The sequence below is a fragment of the Allobosea sp. NPDC055353 genome (assembly GCF_053644975.1).
The window spans coordinates 2621334-2641092 of record NZ_JBSHMC010000001.1 but is presented as its reverse complement, the minus strand read 5'-3'; the positions used below and the strand labels follow the sequence as shown (position 1 = coordinate 2641092).

Here is a 19759-nt window from a genome sequence, read left to right as displayed (position 1 = left end):
CTTTTGGAAATCAGATAGGAGCGCGCCCCTTGCCGAGTTTCTCGCGCAGTCTCGAACAGGCGCTTCACCGGGCTCTGGCTCTGGCCAACGAGCGCCGTCACGAATACGCCACCCTCGAACACCTCCTGCTCGCACTGGTCGACGACCAGGATGCGGCCGCGGTGATGCGCGCCTGCAGCGTCGATCTCGACCTGCTCAGGCGCAATCTCGTCGACTATATCGACGCGGAGCTGACCAATCTCGTCACCGACGGACGTGACGATTCCAAGCCGACCGCCGGCTTCCAGCGCGTCATCCAGCGCGCGGTGATCCATGTCCAGTCCTCGGGCCGCGAGGAGGTGACCGGCGCCAACGTGCTCGTCGCGATGTTCGCCGAGCGCGAGAGCCACGCCGCCTATTTCCTGCAGGAGCAGGACATGACCCGCTACGACGCGGTCAACTATATCAGCCACGGCATCGCCAAGCGCCCCGGCGCCAGCGAGAGCCGGCCTGTCCGCGGCTCCGAGGAGGAGGGCGAACCGCAGCGCGAGCAGCGCGCCGAGCAGGGCCAGGCCGAGGATAAGGACAAGAAGAAAAAGGAAAGTGCGCTCGACGCTTACTGCGTCAACCTCAACCGCAAGGCGAGGGACGGGCGCATCGATCCGCTGATCGGCCGCGAGGCCGAGGTGCAGCGTACGATCCAGATCCTGTGCCGCCGCCAGAAGAACAATCCGCTGCTGGTCGGCGACCCCGGCGTCGGCAAGACCGCGATCGCCGAGGGCCTCGCCCTCAAGATCACCCGGGGCGAAGTGCCCGAGGTGCTGGAGGACGCGACCGTCTTCTCGCTCGACATGGGCACGCTGCTCGCCGGCACGCGCTATCGCGGCGATTTCGAAGAGCGCCTCAAGCAGGTGATGAAGGAGATCGAGCAGCACCCGAAGGCGATCATGTTCATCGACGAGATCCATACGGTGATCGGCGCCGGTGCGACTTCGGGCGGCGCGATGGACGCCTCGAACCTGCTGAAGCCGGCGCTGGCCTCCGGCTCGCTGCGCTGCATCGGTTCGACCACCTACAAGGAATACCGCCAATATTTCGAGAAGGACCGGGCGCTGGTCCGTCGCTTCCAGAAGATCGACGTCAACGAACCGTCGGTTCCGGACACGATCGAGATCCTGAAGGGGCTGAAGCCCTATTTCGAGGAGTTCCACAAGCTGCGCTACACCAATGACGCCATCAAGGCGGCGGTGGAGCTCTCGGCTCGCTACATCCATGACCGCAAGCTGCCGGACAAGGCGATCGACGTGATCGACGAGACCGGCGCCTCGCAGATGCTGGTGACCGAGAACAAGCGCAAGAAGACGATCGGGGTCAAGGAGATCGAGGCTGCGGTCGCGACCATGGCCCGCATCCCGGCCAAGACCGTCTCCAAGGACGATGCCGAGGTGCTGCGCAACCTCGAGACCACGCTGAAGCGCACCGTCTACGGGCAGGAGAAGGCGATCGAGGCTTTGTCCTCGGCGATCAAGCTTGCCCGCGCCGGCCTGCGCGACGGCGAGAAGCCGATCGGCAGCTATCTCTTCGCCGGCCCGACCGGCGTCGGCAAGACCGAGGTCGCGCGCCAGCTCGCCGCCTCGCTCGGCGTCGAGCTGATCCGCTTCGACATGTCGGAATACATGGAGCGCCACACCGTCTCGCGGCTCATCGGCGCGCCTCCCGGCTATGTCGGCTTCGACCAGGGCGGGCTGCTCACCGACCAGATCGACCAGCATCCGCACTGCGTGCTGCTGCTCGACGAGATCGAGAAAGCCCATCCCGACCTGTTCAACATCCTTCTGCAGGTGATGGACCACGGCAAGCTGACCGACAACAACGGCAAGCAGGTCGATTTCAGGAACGTCATCCTGATCATGACGACCAATGCCGGTGCCGCCGACATGGCCCGCAACGCCTATGGCTTCACCCGGACCAAGCGCGAGGGCGACGATACCGAGGCGATCAACAAGCTGTTCGCGCCGGAATTCCGCAACCGGCTCGATTCGGTCATCTCCTTCGGCCATCTGCCGAAGACGGTGGTCGCCCGCGTCGTCGACAAGTTCGTGCTCCAGCTCGAAGCGCAGCTCGCCGACCGCAACGTCACGATCGAGCTCTCGGACGAGGCGCGCGAGTGGCTGGTCGAGAACGGCTATGACGAGGCGATGGGCGCCCGCCCGATGGCGCGGCTGATCCAGCAGACGATCAAGACGCCACTCGCCGACGAGGTGCTGTTCGGGCGCCTGAAGAACGGCGGCGCGGTCAAGGTCGTCGTCGTCCAGTCCGAGACCGGCATCAAGGTGCTCGGCCTCGAATTCCCGGACGGGCCGGCAAAGCCCAAGCCGGAGAAGGATGTCGAGGCGGCAACCGCCAAGCGCGTGCCGAAGCCGCGCGCAAAAGCGGCCGCCACCGGCAAAACGACCAAGACTCCGCCGCGGCGAGCGCCTAAAGGTGGCGGCACCCCCGGTGGGACGGGTGGCGCACCGAAGGCCTCGGCCAAGACCGTCCGCACCGTTCCCAAGGTCCCGCTGACGAAGGCGTAAGGCACCGTGCTGTTCAAACGAAAGACCGCAAGCCTCGCCGCCGAGAGCGGCGAGGTGCTTCAGGAAGCCCCGGCACCGACTCCCGCTCGCCCGGCCAAGGAAAAGCTCGGCTGGTTCGAAAAGCGCGACCGCCGTCGGCGCCGCCGCAAGATTTTCGAGGAGGTGCTGGGCTGGATTCTGGTGCCGGCCCTCATCTACCTGATCTATCTGGGCGTCCAGGCTGTCGGCGGCATCCCCAAGGAATTGATCGACTTCGCCAACGAGATCATCGCCATCGCGATGAAGGGCGGCAAGGGCTGACGGGCTTCTTCGCGGTCCACAGTACGCCGACATCGACCCCAAATCCGCGGGGAACCCTCTCCCGTAGGGAGAGGGCAGGGTGAGGGGTAGGCCGTTTGACGCTTGGGCCGAACCCGACCGCTGCTGCGGTGAGGGCATGCTCCACTGGTCCAGGAGCCTACACCTCACCCCTGCCCCTCTCCTTACAGGAGAGGGGTTCCCCGCGCTCATTTTGGGCCGGCATTGGTTCATTGGCTCCGTTGGTGTTGAGCAAGGCCCCTGCATCAACCGCAGAGCGGGCCGGCCTGCCGGTGCCTAGGCAAGCGTCGCGTGCATGAGCGATAGAGGAATGGGCTCGAACTGTTCCGGGCCGGAATCCTGTCGAACCCATTTCGCCCCGATGGCCTCATGAGCGTATCCGCCGACTGGAGCTGGCAGCGCGTCGCGCTGGCCGGCATGCGCGATGCGCTGATGCTGCCGGCCTGGATCGTCGGCTTCGGTTTGATCGGCATCGGCTCGCTCGCCCGCGATGTCGGCTACCCCGTCGATGTCGCCGTACTCTCGACCATTCTCGTCTGGGCCGGTCCCTCCCAAGTCCTGTTCTTCGCCTCGATCGCCGCCGGAGCCGCCTGGAGCGCGATCGTGATCGCGGTCGCCTTCGCCTCGCTGCGCTTCCTGCCGATGACGATGGCGATCCTGCCGCTGCTGCGCCGGCCCGGCCAGAGCATCTGGCAGCAGCTTCTCCTTGCTCATTACGTCGCAGTCACTGCCTGGAGCGAGGGTCTGCGGCGCCTGCCGGCCATCGCCCCGCACCAGCGCGTCGCCTATTTCCTCGGCTTCGCCAATACCTGCATGGTGGTGAGCTCGATCGGCACCTTCGCCGGCTATTACCTGCTGGGTGCGCTCCCGATCCCCTTCGCGGCAGGGCTGCTCTGCCTCACGCCGATGTTCTTCCTGGTCTCGCTGATCGCGGGCCTGCGCCATCGCGGCGATGTAGCGGCGCTTGTCCTCGGGCTGGCCTTCGCGCCGGTCTGCGAGCGCTTCATCGGCGGCGGCTTCGACCTGATCGTCGCCGGGCTCATCGCCGGAAGTCTGGCCTTTCTCATCGGGCGGAAGTGGAAGCCGGCATGACCCAGCCGATCGCCATGCTCGACGGGCCGCTCTGGCCCTATCTCGCGCTGATGCTGTTCGCCGTGCTGCCGACGGAGATCTGGCGCTGGCTTGCCGTCGGGTTCTCGCGCGGGCTCTCGAACGATTCGCCGTTGCTCGAATGGGTGAGGGCGGTCGCGACCGCGCTGCTTGCCGGGATCGTCGCCAAGCTGATGGTCTCGCCGCCGGGCGTGCTCGCGGCGGCTCCGGGATGGGTGCGCGTCGCGGCACTGGCGGCCGCAGCCGCCGTCATGCTGTTCGACAAGCGCCGGATGATGCTCGCGGTGCTGGCCGGCGAGGCGATCCTGATCGGTGGCGTCTGGCTGTTCGCGGGCTAGGCGCACCCTTGTCATTCCGGGGCGCGCCACAGGCGCGAACCCGGAACCCACGACTGGATGAGCCCCCTAGGAGCGCGGCATTGAATGTCTGACCCAGTCGTGGGTTCCGGGTTCTTCGCTGCGCGAAGCCCCGGAATGACAGTCGTGATCCGCCCTGTCTAAGCTTCCAGCAATCGGCGGACATGGCCGAGCTTGTCGGGGTTGCGGATGATGTAGACCGCGGTGACGCGCCCGTCGCGGATGTCGAGCGCCATCGCCTGCACGGTCTCGCCGCGCTCCAGGCTGACATAGCCGGGCAGGCCGTTGATCATCACGAATTCATAGCGCGTGGTCGAACGGCCCTCCCGCTCGACATGGCGGCCGATGCCTTCGAAGAATCGGCCGATCTTGTCGCTGCCGAGGATCGGGTTCAGCACGGAGTTGACCTTGCCGCCGCCATCGGCGCGCAGCACCGCGTCATGGGCGAGCATGCTCTTCAGGATCGTGGCATCGGTGCTGTGAGCGGCCTGGAAGAAGGCCTGGGCATAGCGACGCGCTTCGTCAGGCGAGAGCGGGTGGCGCGGACCGTCCTCCTGCCGCGCATGGCGGCGTGCTCGCGAGACGAGCTGCCGGCAGGCCGCCTCGCTGCGCCCGAGCGTGTCGGCGATTTCGGAGAAGGGCAGGTCGAAGACGTCGTGCAGGAGGAAGGCTGCGCGCTCGAGCGGGGAGAGCCGCTCCAGCGCGAGCTGGAGTGCGTAGGGCACGTCGATCGCCTCGTCGGCGCTGGGCGGGCCGCCGATCGCCTCGATCAGGGGCTCGGGCAGCCAGGCGCCGACATAGGTTTCGCGCTTGCGCCGTGCCGATTTCATCAGGTCGAGGCAGAGCCGCGTCACCACGCGCCCGAGCCAGGCGCGCGGGTTCGCCAGCGCCTCGGGCGCTGAGTCGTGCCAGCGCAGCCAGGCGTCCTGCACCACATCCTCGGCGTCGCTGAGCGAGCCGAGCATGCGGTAGGCGAGGCGGGTCAGGTAGGACCGATTGTCCTCGAAAAGGCTGGCGGGCGCGCCCGTCATGCGCGCCGGGTTGGTGTCATCAGGCGGCAGCCTCGGTCTTGCGCGGCCGGTCGGCCGGGTGGCGCGTCCTGAAGCCGACATTGACGCGGTTCCAGGTGTTGATCGCGCCGATGGCGAAGGACAGGTCGACGCTGTCCTTCTCGTTGAAGTGCTCGCGGAGCTCCTCATAGGCCGCGTCGCTCGGACTGCGCTCGGAGGCGCGGGTCAGCTCCTCGGTCCAGCGCAGGGCGGCGCGCTCGCGCGGCGTATAGAGCTCGGATTCCTCCCAGGCATTGAGCAGGTTGATGCGTGCCTCGCTCTCGCCGGCCTTGCGCGCGTCGAGCACATGCATGTGCAGGCAATAGGCGCAGCGGTTGATCTGCGATGCGCGGATCTTAACCAGCTCCATCAGGCCGTGCTCAAGGGCCGACTTGTTGACGTAGTCCTGCAGGACCAGCATGGCCTTGTAGGCTTCGGGGGCGACCTGGAAGGCGTTGAGGCGTTGGCTCATGATTGTCTCCATCGGTTGATGACGACAAGACGATCGAGCCCGCCTTGTTGTGACATGGCCCGTCAGTTTTTTTTCAGGGCTTCGCGGATTTTCTCGGCATTGCTGGCGAGCACCTCGTTTTTCTCCATCGCGCCGGTATGCGGGCGCAGCGCCACGCCCTCGAAGCGCGGCATGACATGGACATGGAGATGGAACACGACCTGGCCGCCGGCGGCCTCGTTGAACTGCTGGATGGTGACGCCTTCGGCCGAGAACGCGGCCTTCACGGCGCGCGCCAGCTTCTGCGTGGTCAGCGCCACGGCCTTGAGCGCATCGGCAGGTGCGTCGAAGACATTGCGGCAGGCAGCCTTGGGGACCACCAGCACATGACCGTCGGCGCGCGGCATGATGTCCATGATCGCCAGCGTCTCGGCGTCCTCGTAGACGGTGTGGGAGGGCAATTCGCCGCGCAGGATCTTGGCGAAGACATTCGAGGGATCATAGGCGGTCATGGCGGGTCCGGCAGGGTCGGAAACGGAAGGCGCAAGCTGCGGCGCGCCGGCCGGGGCGTCAAGGCCGTGGACCGGATGATGCCCCCGCCTCAGGCGCCGAGCGGCAGCACCGTCTCGACATGGGCGTCGAGCACGAGATCGTCATTCGCGCCCATCACCTGAAGCTCGGTCACAGTGAGGCTGAGCAGCGGCCTGCTCCACCAGCGCGCGACGATCTCGGCCAGCGCGGCGGTCTCGGTGGCGTCGAGATCGTCGGTGAGATTGTAGAAGCCGACAAGCCAGAGATCGCCCGGTTCTCGGCCGAAGGCGGTCTGTACCTCCTGCAGCGTGTTCCGGCCGGCGCGCTTCTCCGGATAGACGGGGAGATAGAGCCGGCCGCGATTGACGTTGCCGGAGAAAAGCCCGCGCAGCTCGACCGTGAAGGGCTCGACCCCGCGCAGCGCTTCGCGGGTTTCCGTTGTGATGGCCGGAGGCTCGGCAAGGCTCAGCGAGCCGGAGATTGTCGCGTGCAGGCGGTCCTGGCGCCTCTGTAGGATGTCCCAGGCGATCTTGCCGGCGAAGGGGGCCGCCTTCAGTTCGCTCTCCAGCGCGAGGAAGGCGGCTGAGGCGCGCAAGGCGCGATCTTCAACCGGCAGAACCAGCGAGTAGACCGCCGAGTGGCGGCCCATCTCGTAGAATTTGCCCTCGCGCCGGGCGATGACACCGGGATGCTCCGGGGCAACCAATGGCAGATGGGCCAGCCGGTAGCTCTCGTCGAGCGTCAACGGGCTCGTGAAATCGGTGAGGCTACGGCGATAGCCGAGGTCGTCGTCTTCGCAGAAAGTCGGTGCCGTCGAGGCCGGGATTGCTCGCGCGGCGTCACTCATTGGCGGCATCCATCTTCCGGAAGGGGCTTTCGGCTGCGAGCGCTTCGCGCGCCGCCGCGATCTGCTCGCGCTCCTGCGCAAGATAGGCGGCGACCGGCCGGCGCAGTCCGGGATCGGCGATCTGGTGCAGCGAGCGGGTGATGACCGGTCGGTAGCCGCGCGCGAGCTTGTGCTCGCCCTGCGCACCGGCTTCGACACGGGCGAGGCCGTGCGCAATCGCATAGTCGATGGCTTGGTGGTAGCAGACCTCGAAATGCAGGAAGGGATGGTCCTCGATGCAGCCCCAGTTGCGGCCATAGAGCGTGTTGGCGCCGCGGAAATTGATGGCGCCGGCGATATGGCGCCCGGCGCGTTTCGCCATCACCAGGACGATACGCTCGCCCATCGCCGCGCCGACCGCTGAGAAGAAGGCGCGGTTGAGATAGGGCCGGCCCCATTTGCGCGCGCCGGTATCCTCGTAGAACGAGAAGAAATCGTCCCAGACCGCCTCGGTGAGGCCGTTGCCGGAGAGGACTTCGATGGTGATGTCGTTGGCGAGCGCCTCGCGCCGCTCACGCTTCAGCGCCTTGCGCTTGCGCGAGGCCAGCGTCGCCAGGAAATCGTCGTAGGTCTTGAAGCCCTCGTTCTGCCAATGGAACTGCAGGTCGTTGCGCTCGATATAGCCGGCCTGGTTCAGCGCGGCGATATCCGGCTCCTGCGCGAAGGTGACATGGACCGAGGAGGACTGCGTCTGCCTCCGCAGCGCCTCCAGCCCGCCGATCAGGGCGGCGCGGGCGTCATCGGCGCGCGGAGTGTCGGCGACCAGCAGGCGCGGGCCGGTTGCCGGGGTGAAGGGCGCAGCGACCAGCAACTTGGGGTAATAGCGCCCGCCGGCGCGCTCATAGGCATCGGCCCAGCCATGGTCGAAGACATATTCGCCCTGGCTGTGGCTCTTCAGGAAGCTGGGCGCTGCCGCCAGCAACTCGCCGGTATCGTCCTCGACCAGGAGATAGGCCGGCGACCAGCCGGTGCGGCCGCCGATGCAGCGGCTATCCTCCAGCGCCATCAGGAATTCATGGCTGACGAAAGGGTTGTCCCGGTCGAGCGCGGGATCGTCCGAGGGCGTGGCGGAGGCCGAAAAGGCGTCCGCCAACGCGTGGGGATTGGCGCAGGCGTTCCATGCACCTGCGGGGACGGCCTTGAGCGAGGTCGCGACACGAACGGTGAGATCGCCGTTCCCCGCTTCGCTCAAGGGCGAAAGCCCTCGAAGACCATCTGGTCGGCCATCGCCGTGGCCCGCTGCCGCTCTTCCGGCGTGCGCACCGTCCAGCTCATCAGCGGCAGCCCAAGCGCGTTGCGGCACAGATAGGGCGCGGCACTTTCCAGATCGGTGACCTTCCAGGAGATGAAGTCCGGCCGGCTCTCGGTGAAGTGCAGGAGATTGGCCAGCGCATGCTTCCGCTCCGGTGAGAGCTTGTCGTAATCGCCGTAATCATAGGCGTTCATTGCGACGATGCCGCGCGGAATCTCGGGCGCGAGTTCGCGAAGCGCCGTCACGATCGCGGGATCGAAGGATTTGATCACGATCGGATGGCTCTTGTAGCCGGCCAGGACCTCCACAGTCCGCCTGGTCAGGGCGAGGTCGCCATCGAAGCGGCTCTTGATCTCGATGACGAGCGGGACGCGCCCGCCGATCAGGTCGAGGAAGGCCGACAGCGTCAGGATGCGGTCATCAGAGCCCTTGAGCGTGATTGCCGTGAGTTCCGCTGCCTTGCGGGCGACGACGGCGCCGGTCTCGCCCGTCAGCCGGTCGAGCACGAAATCATGGAACACGACCGCTTCGCCATCGGCGGTGAGCTGCACGTCGCATTCGATGCCGAAGCCGCCGGCGATCGCGGCCGTGGCGGCCGACGGGCTGTTCTCGATCACGCCGGCTGCGAGATCATGCAGGCCGCGATGGGCGATCGGCCTCGCCACCAGCCAGCCCAGATCGGGCCGGCCGGCGTTCTTGAGCGTTCCTGCCGTCATCAGGCGATCTCGAACATCGCTTCGACTTCGACGGCGGCATCGGCCGGCAGCTCCGCGACGCCCACGGTCGAACGGGCATGGCGGCCCTTGTCGCCGAGCACCTCGACCATCAGGTCGGAGGCGCCGTTCATGATCGCGGGCAGCGCGGCGAAATGCGGGGCGGCGTTGATGAAGCCGCCGAGGCGGACGCAGCGCACGATGCGGCCGAGATCGCCGCCGAGCGCGGCCTTGGCCTGGGCCAGGACGTTGATGGCGCAGAGGCGCGCGGCTTCGAGCCCGGCTTCGTTGAAGATCTCGGCGCCGAGCTTGCCCTTGTGCTTGTCGGAAAGCTTGCCGTCGAGCCCGAAGCAGATCTGGCCGGAGATGACCAGCAGGTTGCCGGTGATCACATAGGGCACGTAGTTGGCGATGGGCGCGGCCGGGGATGGCAGGGTGATGCCGAGTTCGGCGAGTCGGGTGTCGGCGGCGTTCATGGGCTTGGCTCCGCGAGCGAGGCAGGGTGCCTTCGGGCAGGCCTTTCATGGCCGATGCAGGCGGCCCTCGCAAGCATCGCGGTATGCCGCGCGGGCAGGGCCGATGCGATGCTCAAGAGCGGGGCCGTTGCCATGTTTGCGCCATTGCCGCGATGCACCTAGATTTCGCACAGGTCACAATGGACAAGCGGCGCATGAACGGAACAGTCTCGAAGCTCGCGACGAAGGCGAGCGGGGTTTTCGCAGGGGCGCTGGTTCTGGCCGCGGTGCCCGTCTGGGCTCAAGGAGCGACCGAACGGGTGGTGCTCGCGCCGCATCGTGCGGTCTACGATCTCGTGCTCGACAACGGCAAACCGTCCGGGAATATCGAGACGGCGAAGGGCCGCATCGCCTTCGAGTTCACCGGCGATGCCTGCGAGGGTTATGCGCTGTCCTTCCGCCAGGTCACGCAGCTCGGCACCGAGGCCGGGCCACGCTTGATCGACGCCCGCACCACCAGCTTCGAGGCCGGCGACGGCGCGAATTATCGCTTCAAGACCGAAAGCACCGCGGGCGGCGCCAAGCCCGATACCGTCGACGGCACCGCCCAGAAGAACGGCAGCGGCTATGAGGTGAAGCTGCGCCAGCCCAAGGCCGAGATCTATCGCGAGGCGAATGACGCGCTGTTCCCGAACGCACAGATGAAGGCCGTGATCCAGGCCGCGCGTGCCGGCCAGAAGACGCTGAGCGTGCGCCTCTATGACGGTGCGAATTCCGGCAAGGAAGTCTATGACACGCTCTCGATCATCGGAAAGCGGATCGAGGCGGAACCCTCCGAGAAGCCGCTGCAGCGCCCCGAATTCGAGAAGATGGCGCGCTGGCCGGTGACGATCTCCTATTTCAAGGCGGGATCGGGCGAATCGACGCCGGCCTACAGCATCGCCTTCGAGCTCTACGAGAACGGCGTCACCGGCGCGATCCGGCTCGATTACGGTTCGTTCGCGCTGCGCGGCACGCTTACGCGTCTGGATCTTCTTCCTCAGGAGCCTTGCGCGAAATAGCGGGTTCCGACGAGCGGCGCTGCGGCAATCTCAGGCTCAGGCCCTTGCCGATCGCCTCGTCGCCGAAGCGGGCGCGCAACTTGTCGAGCGCGCCCTCCATTGCCTTGAGACGCGGCGTCGCGGTGTCGGCGAGATCGCCATGGTCGGCGGCTTCCGGCGGGCTGAAGTCGCTCGCGCCGATGCCGATCAACCGGTAATGCGCGCCGTTGCATTCGCGCTTCAGCAGGTCGCGCCCCGCAGTGAAGAGGCGGGCTGCGAGCTGCGTCGGCTCGGGCAGGCGGGCGGCGCGAGTGATGATCTGGAAATCGGCCGTCTTCAGTTTCAGGGTGATGGTCCGGCCGGCAAGCTCCTGTGCTTTCAGCCGTTTCGACGTCTTCTCGCAGAGCCGCCACAGGATCGGCTCCAGCTCCTCGAAGCTGGCGAGGTCGACGTCGAGCGTGGTTTCGCTTGAGACGCTCTTGGTCTCGCGCTCGGGCGTGACCTGCCGGGCATCGATGCCGCTGGCGAGATTTTTGAGGCGCGGGCCGTCCTTGCCGGCGAGCTTGAAAAGCTTGTCGACGGGGGCCTCGCGCAGGTCGCCGATGAGCTTGAAGCCGCCTTCCGCCAGTCTCGCGACACCGGCCGGGCCCATCCCGGGAATGAGGCTGATCGGCTTGCCTGCGAGGAAGGCCACGGCCTCGGCCCGCCCGATGATCGAGAAGCCGCGCGGCTTGTCGAGATCGGAGGCGACCTTGGCCAGGAACTTGGCATAGGACAGCCCGACCGAGATGGTGATGCCGAGCTCGGCTTCGACATGCCCTGCGAAGCGCGCCAGCGTCACCGCCGGGCTGGCATGGTGCAGCCGTTCCGTGCCGGAGAGGTCGAGGAAGGCCTCGTCGATCGAGAGCGGCTCGACCAGCGGGGTCAGCTCGCGCATGAGCTGCCGGACCTGGCGGCCGACCGTGACGTATTTCGCCATGTTCGGCTTGACCACCACGGCTTCCGGGCAGGCCTTCAGCGCCTTGAACATCGGCATGGCCGAGCGCACGCCATAGGTGCGCGCGATATAGCAACAGGTCGAGACCACGCCGCGCTTGCCGCCGCCGACGATGACCGGCTTGTCCTGCAGGCTCGGATCGTCGCGCTTCTCGATCGTGGCGTAGAAGGCGTCGCAATCGATATGGGCGAGGCTCAAGCTGTCGCGCTCGGGATGGCCGAGCAATCGCGGCGAGCCGCAGGCCGGGCAGCGCTTTGGCGGGCCCAGCGCATCGTGATCCGCGAGGCAGTCGCGGCAGAGCCAGCGCGACGAGGGCGCGCCCGCGCTCAAGAGACGTCGTCCGGCTCCGGCCCGGCGAGGACGCGCCTGGCATCGGCGACGATTTCGGGATTCAGCCTTAAATTTCCGGCAAACTCCAGGAGGAGCGAATCGCTCGAGCCGATATGGTCGAGCACGGCGGCGAGGAAGCCGGGTTCGCCCGCAGCCTGGCGCAGATTGGCCGGGTTCAGGCCGGTCGTGCTCAGAAACGGCTCGATCCGCTCCGGTTCGGAGGCCAGGAAGGCGAGGGCCTGCAGCGCGAGCGCCTCGGCGTCGTCCGTTGTGGGGCGTCGTATCATGGGATGGAGTCGCGTATCCGGTTTGCGTTTCGTCAACTGCTCGCGTGCTACGCAATCATCTGATGATGCCGCCAATTTGGAAAGCCCGCCATCGGTGTGGCACTCCCGGCGCAAATGAAGGGCGGCCCGATGAAGACGGTTCTGATCGTCGAGGACAACGAGCTCAACATGAAGCTCTTCAACGATCTGCTCGAAGCCCATGGCTATGCGACGCTGAAGACGTCGGATGGCATCGAGGCGATCGAGCTGGCGCGGACGCATCATCCGGCGCTGATCCTGATGGATATCCAGCTTCCGGAGGTCTCCGGGCTCGAAGTCACCAAATGGATCAAGGAGGACGACGACCTGAAGTCGATTCCGGTCGTCGCGGTCACGGCCTTCGCGATGAAGGGCGACGAGGAGCGGATTCGGGAAGGCGGCTGCGAGGCCTATCTCTCCAAGCCGATCTCGGTCGCGAAATTCCTGGAAACCGTCCGCACCTATGCCGGCGCTGCCTGAGCCGGTGAAAGCATAGCCATGACCGCCCGCGTCCTCGTCGTCGACGACATTCCCGCGAATGTGAAGCTGCTCGAAGCCAAGCTCTCGGCCGAGTATTTCGGCGTGGTCACGGCGACGAACGGCCGCGATGCGATCGCGCTCTGCGAGCGCGGCGAGGTCGATATCGTCCTGCTCGATGTGATGATGCCGGGCATGAACGGCTTCGAGGTCTGCCGGCGCCTGAAGGGTGCACCCACGACCGCGCATATCCCCGTCATCATCGTCACCACGCTCGACCAGCCGCGCGATCGCCTGCAGGGGCTCGATGCCGGCGCCGACGACTTCCTGACCAAGCCGCTAGACGATACCGCGCTCTTCGCCCGCGTCCGCAGCCTCGCCCGGCTGAAGGCGATGACCGACGAATTGCGCAGCCGCGCCGTCGCTTCCGTCCGGCTGGGCATTGCCGATCCGCTGGCGACGGCGGCGGCCGAGACCGGCCTGAACGGCCGCATCCTGCTGGTCGAGGACCGCCGCAACGTCGCCGAAAGGCTGCAGAGCGCGCTCTCGGCCTTCCATGCCGTCGAGATCGAGGGCGATGCCCAGCAGGCCGTGATGCGTGCTGCCGAAGGCGAGTTCGATGCGGTCGTCGTCAGCCTGGACCTGCAAGGGCAGGACGGCCTGCGCCTGTGCAGCCAATTGCGCTCGCTGGAGCGCACGCGCAACATCTCCGTGCTGCTGATGGGCGAGACCGAGGACCGCGACCGCATCCTGCGTGGCCTCGAGATCGGGGCGCATGATTTCCTGCTGCGTCCGATCGACCGCAACGAGTTGCTGGCGCGCGTACGCACCCAGGTGCGCCGCAAGCGCTTCACCGAGCGGCTGCGCGACAGCGTCCAGTCCTCGATGGAAATGGCGGTGATGGACCAGCTCACGGGGCTGCATAATCGCCGCTTCATGGACAACCGGCTCGCGGCGATGTTCGATGAATCGGCGCTGCGCGCCCGCTCCTTGTCGCTGCTGGTCCTCGACATCGACCATTTCAAGTCGGTCAACGACAGCTGGGGCCATGATGTCGGCGACGAGGTCCTGCGCGAATTCGCCGATCGCGTGCGCGCCTGCACGCGCGGCATCGACCTCGTCGCGCGCATGGGCGGCGAGGAGGTTGTCGTGGTGCTGCCCGATACCGGGCGCGATGCCGCCTATCGTGTCGCCGAACGTATCCGCGAGCGCGTCGAGAACGCGCCTTTCGCGGTCCAGAACAATACGCGCGACATCAAGGTCACGGTGTCGGTCGGCGTCTCGAGTCGGCGCGCCGGCGATGCCTCCTCCGCCGACATGATGAAGCGCGCCGATGATGCGCTCTACCGGGCCAAGGCGAGCGGCCGCAACCGCGTGATCGTCGCCAGCGCGGCATAGAGCATCGGCCCGAAAAGTGGAACGCGGTTTTCGGAACATGCCGATGCAAAATCAAAAGCCCAGAGCGTCGGACTGAATACGGTATTCAGTCCGACGCTCTGGCCGATCAGCCGGCGGGCCCAGCCTGCTCCAGCCATCGCTCCGGGAGGGCGCTTGCCTGTGCAGCGAGCGCCTGGCGCAGCGTTCTCACGGCGCTCTCACGCTTGTTCTCAAGTCCCTGAGGCAAGCTTCTGAGGTCGATGAGAGAATAGCGCTGCAGCTCCGACGGCGATCGCGAGCTTTAAGCTTAGTGGGTAGGGTTAACGATCGATGAAGAAGGGCGGTCGGTCGGATTTGATTGATTCGGATACGGCGCATTGTAGAGATTGTGCGACGCAGCGATCCCAAGGATCGCTCCGAAACGCCCCTCGGGTGCTCAGGTCCGCCGCATCTCCTGGGAAACCGGAGGGCTCGGCCGGTCGGTGACGGAATTCTGGCCTCCTCAGAACCGCCGCCGGCCGGCCACCTCGCGTTGCGAGGCGGCACTTGCAGCCATCACGCGAATACTTGCGCGCGAATACTTGGCGGATGCTCAGGGAACATCCTGAACCAGTGCCACGGGCCCGATGGCGAGGATTTCGCAATCGGCCGCAGTGCCGTCCTGCCAGGACTGGACGAGGAAACGCGCATCCGCGCCGACCGCCATGATCGGATGGTGCCAGAGCCCCTTGCGATAGACCATTCCCTGCGACGCGGTGAAGGCGAAGGCGGCGAGCGTCGAAAGATCGGGCATGCCGTCCGCGCCGGCCTGGCTGACGATGACGATATGGCCGACGCCACCCAGCGGCGCGATCAGTTGAACCGAATTCACATGCCGTTCGAGCATCGTGATGGCGGGGGCAGGCTGCTGCCGCGTCGCTTCGAAGATCGAGGTGACGAGCCTGGACCCTGGCGTGACATCGGCGGCGGCCTGCGCATGGACGTCGTGCCGGCGCGCCGTCCCGTTATTCGCAGCCCTGCCGGAATCGCCCGTTTCCACCAGCCAGCCAAAGGGCTCGAAGGCGATTTTCGTGACCGGGATCACGCGCAACGGATGAGGCGAGGGAAGCCCGCTCTTGATCTGATCGCCTGATGTCATCGCCGAGCTTTCTCCGTGGCATGCGAGGCGAAAACCCGCGCCCGGCGCTGCCGTTCTGGCTCATGCCATCGCGGTCTGTCGAGGCTTGTGACGGCCGATGATCACCGAGCTTTCGGTTGTGACCTATAAAAAGGCCTGCCGCGAGCTGCGGCAGGCTGTTGCGTCGCGTGAGTCCGCCGGACAGGAACGAGCCGACCGCCATCGTGCCGAACACCGCGAAGTCGGTTGAAAGATTGCACGCGAGCCTTCTCTTCCGGCCGATGGCATTCGAGCACCATGGCGGACGCGCCGACGAAGCCGCTGCGCCCGTCGAGACGCCGACTGCGCGTCTTTCGCGCGATCGAGCTGTTGAACAGCGGCATGTCCGTGACCAGCGTGGCGATGGAGCCGGGCTACGGCTCGCCCTCGGCCTTGATCTTCCCGTTTCGAGGGGAGATGGGGAAAAGCCCCCATGCTTTCGTTCGTCAGAACCCGGGACCTGCGGCGGGAAGGCAGGGACACGCCCAAGGTCAAACTCGACGAGCCAGATCCACTCGCGAGCCCACTACCCCGCGGGATCAACCCGGCAGGACCACCACCTTCGCGCCTGCCGAGACTCGTCGATAGAGGTCGATCACGTCCTGGTTCATCATGCGAATGCACCCCGACGAGACGGCGTGGCCGATCGTCTCCGGCTCGTTGGTGCCGTGGATGCGATAGAGCGTGTCGCGGCCATCCTTGAACAGATACAGCGCCCGGGCACCGAGCGGGTTCTCCGCGCCGCCGCTCATGCCGCCGGCCCATTTCGCATATTTGCGGGGCTCGCGCCGGATCATGTCGGGCGTCGGCGTCCAGTTTGGCCACGCGCGCTTGGTCGCGACATTGGCCGATCCGGACCAGGCCAGGCCTTCGCGGCCGACGCCCACCCCGTAGCGCAAGGCTTTCCCGCCTTGCTGAACCAGATAGAGGAACCGATGCTTCGGATCGACCACGATGGTGCCCGGCGCTTCCTTCGTCCGATATTCGACGAGCTGACGCAGATTCCGTGGCCGCAGATCCTCCAGCGAGACGGCCGGAACATGAAAAGGCTCGCCATCGACCTCGCCGTAGCGCTCGAGGTCGAGCGCGCTGAAGCGCGGCGCGGGCGCTGGTTCCGGCCGCTGGGCGATGGTCGTGCAACCGGCGGCCAAGGCGGCGAGCATCACGGCCGCGAGACCGCGTGTCGGCAAGGTGGAAGCCATCCCCGTCGCCCCTATTGGCCAGCCTGCTTCTTGCGGGCGTCGGCAACGACCTGCTTGAAGCCTTCGTAGTCCAGTGTTGAAGTCCGAAACGGCCCTACCAGATAGGTCGGCGTTCCCTGCAGCCCGAGCGAGTCGGCCTGGGCCATGGTGCGCTTGAGCAGCGCGATAATCTTGTCACCGTGGGCGTCAAGGTCGGCCTGAAGGCGTGCGAGATCGAGCCCCGCGCCCTTGATCGCTGTCGAGATCTGCTCCTTGCTCAGCTTTCCCCTGGTCGCCATCAGCGCGTCATGCGCTTTCTGGTATCCGCCCTGGTAGGCGGCCGCGAGAGCAAGCTGGGCGGCATAGACCGAGGTTTCGGCGATGACCGGCCAGTCCTTGTAGACGAGCCGAATCTTGCCATCCTCCTTCATGACCCGGGCGAGCTCGACAGCCGATGTCTTGCAGAACGGGCAGTTGTAGTCGAGGAAGGCGACGATGGTGACGTCGCCCTTCGGATTGCCGCCAACGGGCGCGTCCGGATCGTTGAGGATGGCGTTCGCGTCGATCTGCCCTTCCTGCTGCCCTTCCTGCGCCGAAGCCCGGCCAGGGAGGCCTGCCGCGAGGAGGACCAGCCCTCCCAGAATGGTGCGACGATCAGGATGCATGGTTTCGCGCTCTCTTCGATGTACAGGCCGAGCAGCTCCCGCCGTCGCGGGCAAGCTGCGGTTCCCATGCGGGAACGATGCGGCCATCGAGCTTCCCCAGCTTAAGGCAGCCTTAAGCTGGAGGGAGAAAGCCGGCGTCGAGGGAATGATATGCGCGTTCTGATCGTCGAAGACGACCCCATTCTTGCCGACGGCCTCAGCGTCGGCCTGAAGATCCATGGCATCAACGCGGAGGTTGTCGGTTCCTGCGCCGATGGCCGACATGCCTTGGCCGCAGGGGTCTTCGACGTCATTGTGCTCGACCTCATGCTCCCCGACGGCTCCGGGCTCGATCTGCTGAAGAATCTGAGGGAGGGTGGCGAGCGTCGACCCGTTCTGCTGCTTACGGCGCTCGGCGATACGCGTGATCGGATCGTCGGGCTGGATCGCGGCGCGGATGACTATCTGGGCAAGCCTTTCGATCTCGACGAACTCGCGGCACGGCTGCGCGCGATCGCTCGGCGCGGCGAGGGCAGGGCGGCTGCCACGATCAGTGCAGCCGGGCTCGTCCTCGACCCGGCGATTCATCTGGTCTCGCGCGACGGCAAAGCGCTCGATGTGACGCAGCGTGAATTCGCAATCCTTCGCGCGCTTGCCGAGCGTCCCGGGACGATCCGCTCGCGCGCCGAACTGGAGGAACGTCTCTATGGCTGGCAGGAGGATGTGGAGAGCAACGCGATCGAGGTCCATGTCCATAACCTTCGCCAGAAGCTTGGCCGCGAGCTGATCGAAACCGTACGCGGTGTTGGCTATCGCCTGAGGCCGACGCCATGACCTCGCTTCGCGCAAGACTGTTCCTCATCCTGGTCGCGACGACCGGCCTGATCTGGCTCGCTGCGACCATCTGGATCTACCTCGGCACCAAGCGCGAGCTGGAGCATGTTCTCGACACACGTCTTCAGGAAGCCGCGCGCATGGTGTCCTCGCTGGTCCGCGACGATGGCGGAATGGCGGACGACACGATCGCGAAGGCACCGCCTGCAAGGATTGATACAAGCAGCTATGAGCGGCAGCTCTCTTGCCAGATCTGGTCGTTGAGCGGTCGGCTTGTTGCCGCCTCGGGAACGGCTCCGGCCGAACGCCTGACCGAGCAGCGGGAAGGGTTCTCGGACAGCGTCGTCAGTGGCGAGACCTGGCGTGTCTATGCCATCGAGGATGCTGCAAAGGGCGTTCGGGTCCTGGTCGGCGACCGGCTCGGCCTGCGCAACCGGCTCGTCCAGGACCTTGTGCTCGGCCTCGTCGTGCCGACCCTGGTGATGCTGCCCCTGTTCGCGGTACTCATCTGGCTTAGCATCGGGCGCGGGCTTGGGCCCTTGAAGCAGATCGCTGCCGACCTGAAGGACAGGACAGTCGACGATCTCACGCCGTTGCGAACCAAGCCGATCAACGAGGTTCGCCCGGTTACCGATGCTCTGAACGGCTTGTTCGGGCGACTGGAGTTGGCGCGACGGCGGGAACGGGAGTTCACGGCCTTTGCCGCGCATGAATTGCGCACGCCTCTCGCCGGGATCCGCACGCAAGCCCAGATCGCCAGGGCTGCCGAGGAACCGGAAATGCGCCAGTCGGCCCTGGGAAGGATCATCGAAGGCGTCGACCGGACTGCGCGCCTGGTGAGCCAGTTGCTCGCGCTTGCCCGCCTCGACGCCGATGTCGCGAGACCGGTGATGAACCCCGTCGCGATCGGGCCGCTGCTGCGCGAGATCGACAAGGAGCGCTTGCGAGACGATCTCACCGTCGGGATCGATCCGGAACTCGATGCATTCGCGATCACCGGCGATCCCGATAACCTCAGGCTTGCCTTGCGCAATCTCCATGAGAACGCGTGCGGATACAGCCCCCCTGGAGGGCGGGTGCGCTGGCGCCGAGCCGGAGAGACCAGTATCACTGTCGAGGACGAGGGCCCAGGAATTCCCGTCGATGAGCTCGATCTGGTCATGCAGCGCTTCTATCGGGGCCGTGGACAGAACCACAGCGGAAGCGGGCTGGGCCTGGCGATTGTTCAAGCCGCGCTTGCGCATCTCAGCGGGAGCATACTCGAGCTGGGGAACAGGGAGGCAGGCGGACTCTCGGCAACCGTTTCGTTTCCAACCGCCGTTGGGCAGCAAAGATCGCGTCACAAGGACTAGCCCAGCCGCCGCGCTCAACCAAAATTGCGTCCAAAACCGAAAAATGGGTGCAATCTTGGTCGAGGGGCCTGCAGCGGTGGCTCGGCACTCCCGGGGGGCGGGTCCCTGAACACGATGTCGGCCTGCCAACCTGTGCCTTCGTGATGGACGTGGACCCGAGAGCGGTCATCGAAGCGCGTGATTAAGGCTTGGGTGTCGGGAAGAACGACAGCCTCGGTGTTGTGCCGTATGACGGCCACGATTGCTCCCGCGACTTAAACCGGCGCACCGGTGGCCCTTGATCGAACGAACGATCCGGGGTTGAGGCAGGATCTGAGCGGCGGGCACGCGACACGCCCTCGATGCGCCAGAGGCTGTGCGCCAATGGACCAAGCCGCTCTCGCGGCAGGG

At 66.2% G+C, this 19759-nt stretch carries 21 protein-coding genes and 1 pseudogene; 9 read left to right on the top strand and 13 right to left on the bottom strand.

Features of this window, described 5'->3' with window-relative positions:
• Positions 1-29: 29 nt before the first annotated feature.
• From clpA to ACWIEX_RS12175, 4 genes are all read left to right on the top strand, one after another.
• Complete coding sequence (gene clpA, locus ACWIEX_RS12190; RefSeq protein WP_454033254.1) at positions 30-2555, top strand: ATP-dependent Clp protease ATP-binding subunit ClpA; 2526 nt, start codon at positions 30-32, stop codon at positions 2553-2555.
• A 6-nt stretch (positions 2556-2561) separates the two neighbouring features.
• Complete coding sequence (locus tag ACWIEX_RS12185) at positions 2562-2855, top strand: hypothetical protein (RefSeq protein WP_454033253.1); 294 nt, start codon at positions 2562-2564, stop codon at positions 2853-2855.
• 387 nt (positions 2856-3242) lie between these two features.
• Positions 3243-3965, top strand: coding sequence for an AzlC family ABC transporter permease (locus tag ACWIEX_RS12180; protein ID WP_454033252.1), 723 nt, complete (start codon positions 3243-3245; stop codon positions 3963-3965).
• Complete coding sequence (locus ACWIEX_RS12175; RefSeq protein ID WP_454033251.1) at positions 3962-4321, top strand: AzlD domain-containing protein; 360 nt, start codon at positions 3962-3964, stop codon at positions 4319-4321. The genes ACWIEX_RS12180 and ACWIEX_RS12175 overlap by 4 nt, the downstream gene beginning before the upstream one ends.
• Before the next feature lie 158 nt (positions 4322-4479).
• On the opposite strand, the gene ACWIEX_RS12170 is transcribed toward ACWIEX_RS12175, so the two are convergent.
• The 7 genes from ACWIEX_RS12170 to ACWIEX_RS12140 all read right to left on the bottom strand — a co-directional run bounded on the left by ACWIEX_RS12170 (position 4480) and on the right by ACWIEX_RS12140 (position 9697).
• On the bottom strand, positions 4480-5370 hold the full coding sequence (locus ACWIEX_RS12170) for a sigma-70 family RNA polymerase sigma factor (RefSeq protein ID WP_454033250.1): 891 nt from the start codon (positions 5368-5370) through the stop codon (positions 4480-4482).
• 19 nt (positions 5371-5389) lie between these two features.
• Positions 5390-5860 carry a carboxymuconolactone decarboxylase family protein gene (locus ACWIEX_RS12165; RefSeq protein WP_454033249.1) on the bottom strand — a complete coding sequence of 157 codons (471 nt, stop codon included), beginning with the start codon at positions 5858-5860 and terminating at the stop codon, positions 5390-5392.
• 62 nt (positions 5861-5922) lie between these two features.
• Positions 5923-6351, bottom strand: coding sequence for an HIT family protein (locus tag ACWIEX_RS12160; RefSeq protein ID WP_454033248.1), 429 nt, complete (start codon positions 6349-6351; stop codon positions 5923-5925).
• An 89-nt stretch (positions 6352-6440) separates the two neighbouring features.
• Positions 6441-7217: a 2'-5' RNA ligase family protein gene (locus ACWIEX_RS12155; RefSeq protein WP_454033247.1), complete on the bottom strand. Its 777-nt coding sequence runs from the start codon at positions 7215-7217 to the stop codon at positions 6441-6443.
• Positions 7210-8448 (bottom strand): GNAT family N-acetyltransferase, encoded by a 1239-nt coding sequence (locus ACWIEX_RS12150; protein ID WP_454033246.1) that lies wholly within the window; start codon positions 8446-8448, stop codon positions 7210-7212. The genes ACWIEX_RS12155 and ACWIEX_RS12150 overlap by 8 nt, the downstream gene beginning before the upstream one ends.
• Positions 8445-9224 (bottom strand): glycerophosphodiester phosphodiesterase family protein, encoded by a 780-nt coding sequence (locus ACWIEX_RS12145; RefSeq protein WP_454033245.1) that lies wholly within the window; start codon positions 9222-9224, stop codon positions 8445-8447. The genes ACWIEX_RS12150 and ACWIEX_RS12145 overlap by 4 nt, the downstream gene beginning before the upstream one ends.
• Positions 9224-9697 carry a RidA family protein gene (locus ACWIEX_RS12140; protein WP_454033244.1) on the bottom strand — a complete coding sequence of 158 codons (474 nt, stop codon included), beginning with the start codon at positions 9695-9697 and terminating at the stop codon, positions 9224-9226. The genes ACWIEX_RS12145 and ACWIEX_RS12140 overlap by 1 nt, the downstream gene beginning before the upstream one ends.
• A gap of 194 nt (positions 9698-9891) precedes the next feature.
• Between ACWIEX_RS12140 and ACWIEX_RS12135 the strand changes: the two genes are divergently transcribed.
• The gene (locus ACWIEX_RS12135) at positions 9892-10737 is read left to right on the top strand and encodes a cell envelope integrity EipB family protein (protein WP_454033243.1); all 846 of its coding nucleotides are present in this window, start codon (positions 9892-9894) and stop codon (positions 10735-10737) included.
• Here ACWIEX_RS12135 and ACWIEX_RS12130 read toward each other — a convergent pair.
• Positions 10694-12043: a DNA polymerase IV gene (locus tag ACWIEX_RS12130; RefSeq protein ID WP_454033242.1), complete on the bottom strand. Its 1350-nt coding sequence runs from the start codon at positions 12041-12043 to the stop codon at positions 10694-10696. The two genes, ACWIEX_RS12135 and ACWIEX_RS12130, sit on opposite strands and share 44 nt — an antisense overlap.
• On the bottom strand, positions 12040-12330 hold the full coding sequence (locus ACWIEX_RS12125) for a DUF3572 domain-containing protein (RefSeq protein ID WP_454033241.1): 291 nt from the start codon (positions 12328-12330) through the stop codon (positions 12040-12042). The genes ACWIEX_RS12130 and ACWIEX_RS12125 overlap by 4 nt, the downstream gene beginning before the upstream one ends.
• Positions 12331-12459: 129 nt before the next feature.
• On the opposite strand from ACWIEX_RS12125, the gene ACWIEX_RS12120 reads away from it, so the two are divergent.
• Both ACWIEX_RS12120 and ACWIEX_RS12115 read left to right on the top strand, forming a co-directional pair.
• Positions 12460-12828, top strand: coding sequence for a response regulator (locus ACWIEX_RS12120; RefSeq protein WP_061968283.1), 369 nt, complete (start codon positions 12460-12462; stop codon positions 12826-12828).
• Between the two features lie 18 nt (positions 12829-12846).
• Positions 12847-14223: a PleD family two-component system response regulator gene (locus tag ACWIEX_RS12115; RefSeq protein WP_454033240.1), complete on the top strand. Its 1377-nt coding sequence runs from the start codon at positions 12847-12849 to the stop codon at positions 14221-14223.
• A gap of 571 nt (positions 14224-14794) precedes the next feature.
• Here ACWIEX_RS12115 and ACWIEX_RS12110 read toward each other — a convergent pair.
• From ACWIEX_RS12110 to ACWIEX_RS12095, 4 genes and pseudogenes are all read right to left on the bottom strand, one after another.
• Positions 14795-15340 (bottom strand): ureidoglycolate lyase, encoded by a 546-nt coding sequence (locus ACWIEX_RS12110; RefSeq protein WP_454033239.1) that lies wholly within the window; start codon positions 15338-15340, stop codon positions 14795-14797.
• A 169-nt stretch (positions 15341-15509) separates the two neighbouring features.
• Positions 15510-15639 (bottom strand): annotated as a pseudogene (locus tag ACWIEX_RS12105) (MFS transporter); the annotation flags it as partial.
• 258 nt (positions 15640-15897) lie between these two features.
• Complete coding sequence (locus tag ACWIEX_RS12100) at positions 15898-16521, bottom strand: L,D-transpeptidase (RefSeq protein WP_454033238.1); 624 nt, start codon at positions 16519-16521, stop codon at positions 15898-15900.
• Positions 16522-16571: 50 nt separating this feature from the next.
• Positions 16572-17204 (bottom strand): DsbA family protein, encoded by a 633-nt coding sequence (locus ACWIEX_RS12095; RefSeq protein WP_454033503.1) that lies wholly within the window; start codon positions 17202-17204, stop codon positions 16572-16574.
• 150 nt (positions 17205-17354) lie between these two features.
• Here ACWIEX_RS12095 and ACWIEX_RS12090 point away from each other — a divergent pair, with 150 nt between their 5' ends.
• A complete protein-coding gene (locus ACWIEX_RS12090; RefSeq protein ID WP_454033237.1) occupies positions 17355-18017 on the top strand; it encodes a response regulator in 663 nt (220 codons plus the stop codon).
• Complete coding sequence (locus tag ACWIEX_RS12085) at positions 18014-19369, top strand: ATP-binding protein (protein ID WP_454033236.1); 1356 nt, start codon at positions 18014-18016, stop codon at positions 19367-19369. The genes ACWIEX_RS12090 and ACWIEX_RS12085 overlap by 4 nt, the downstream gene beginning before the upstream one ends.
• Positions 19370-19759 lie beyond the last annotated feature (390 nt).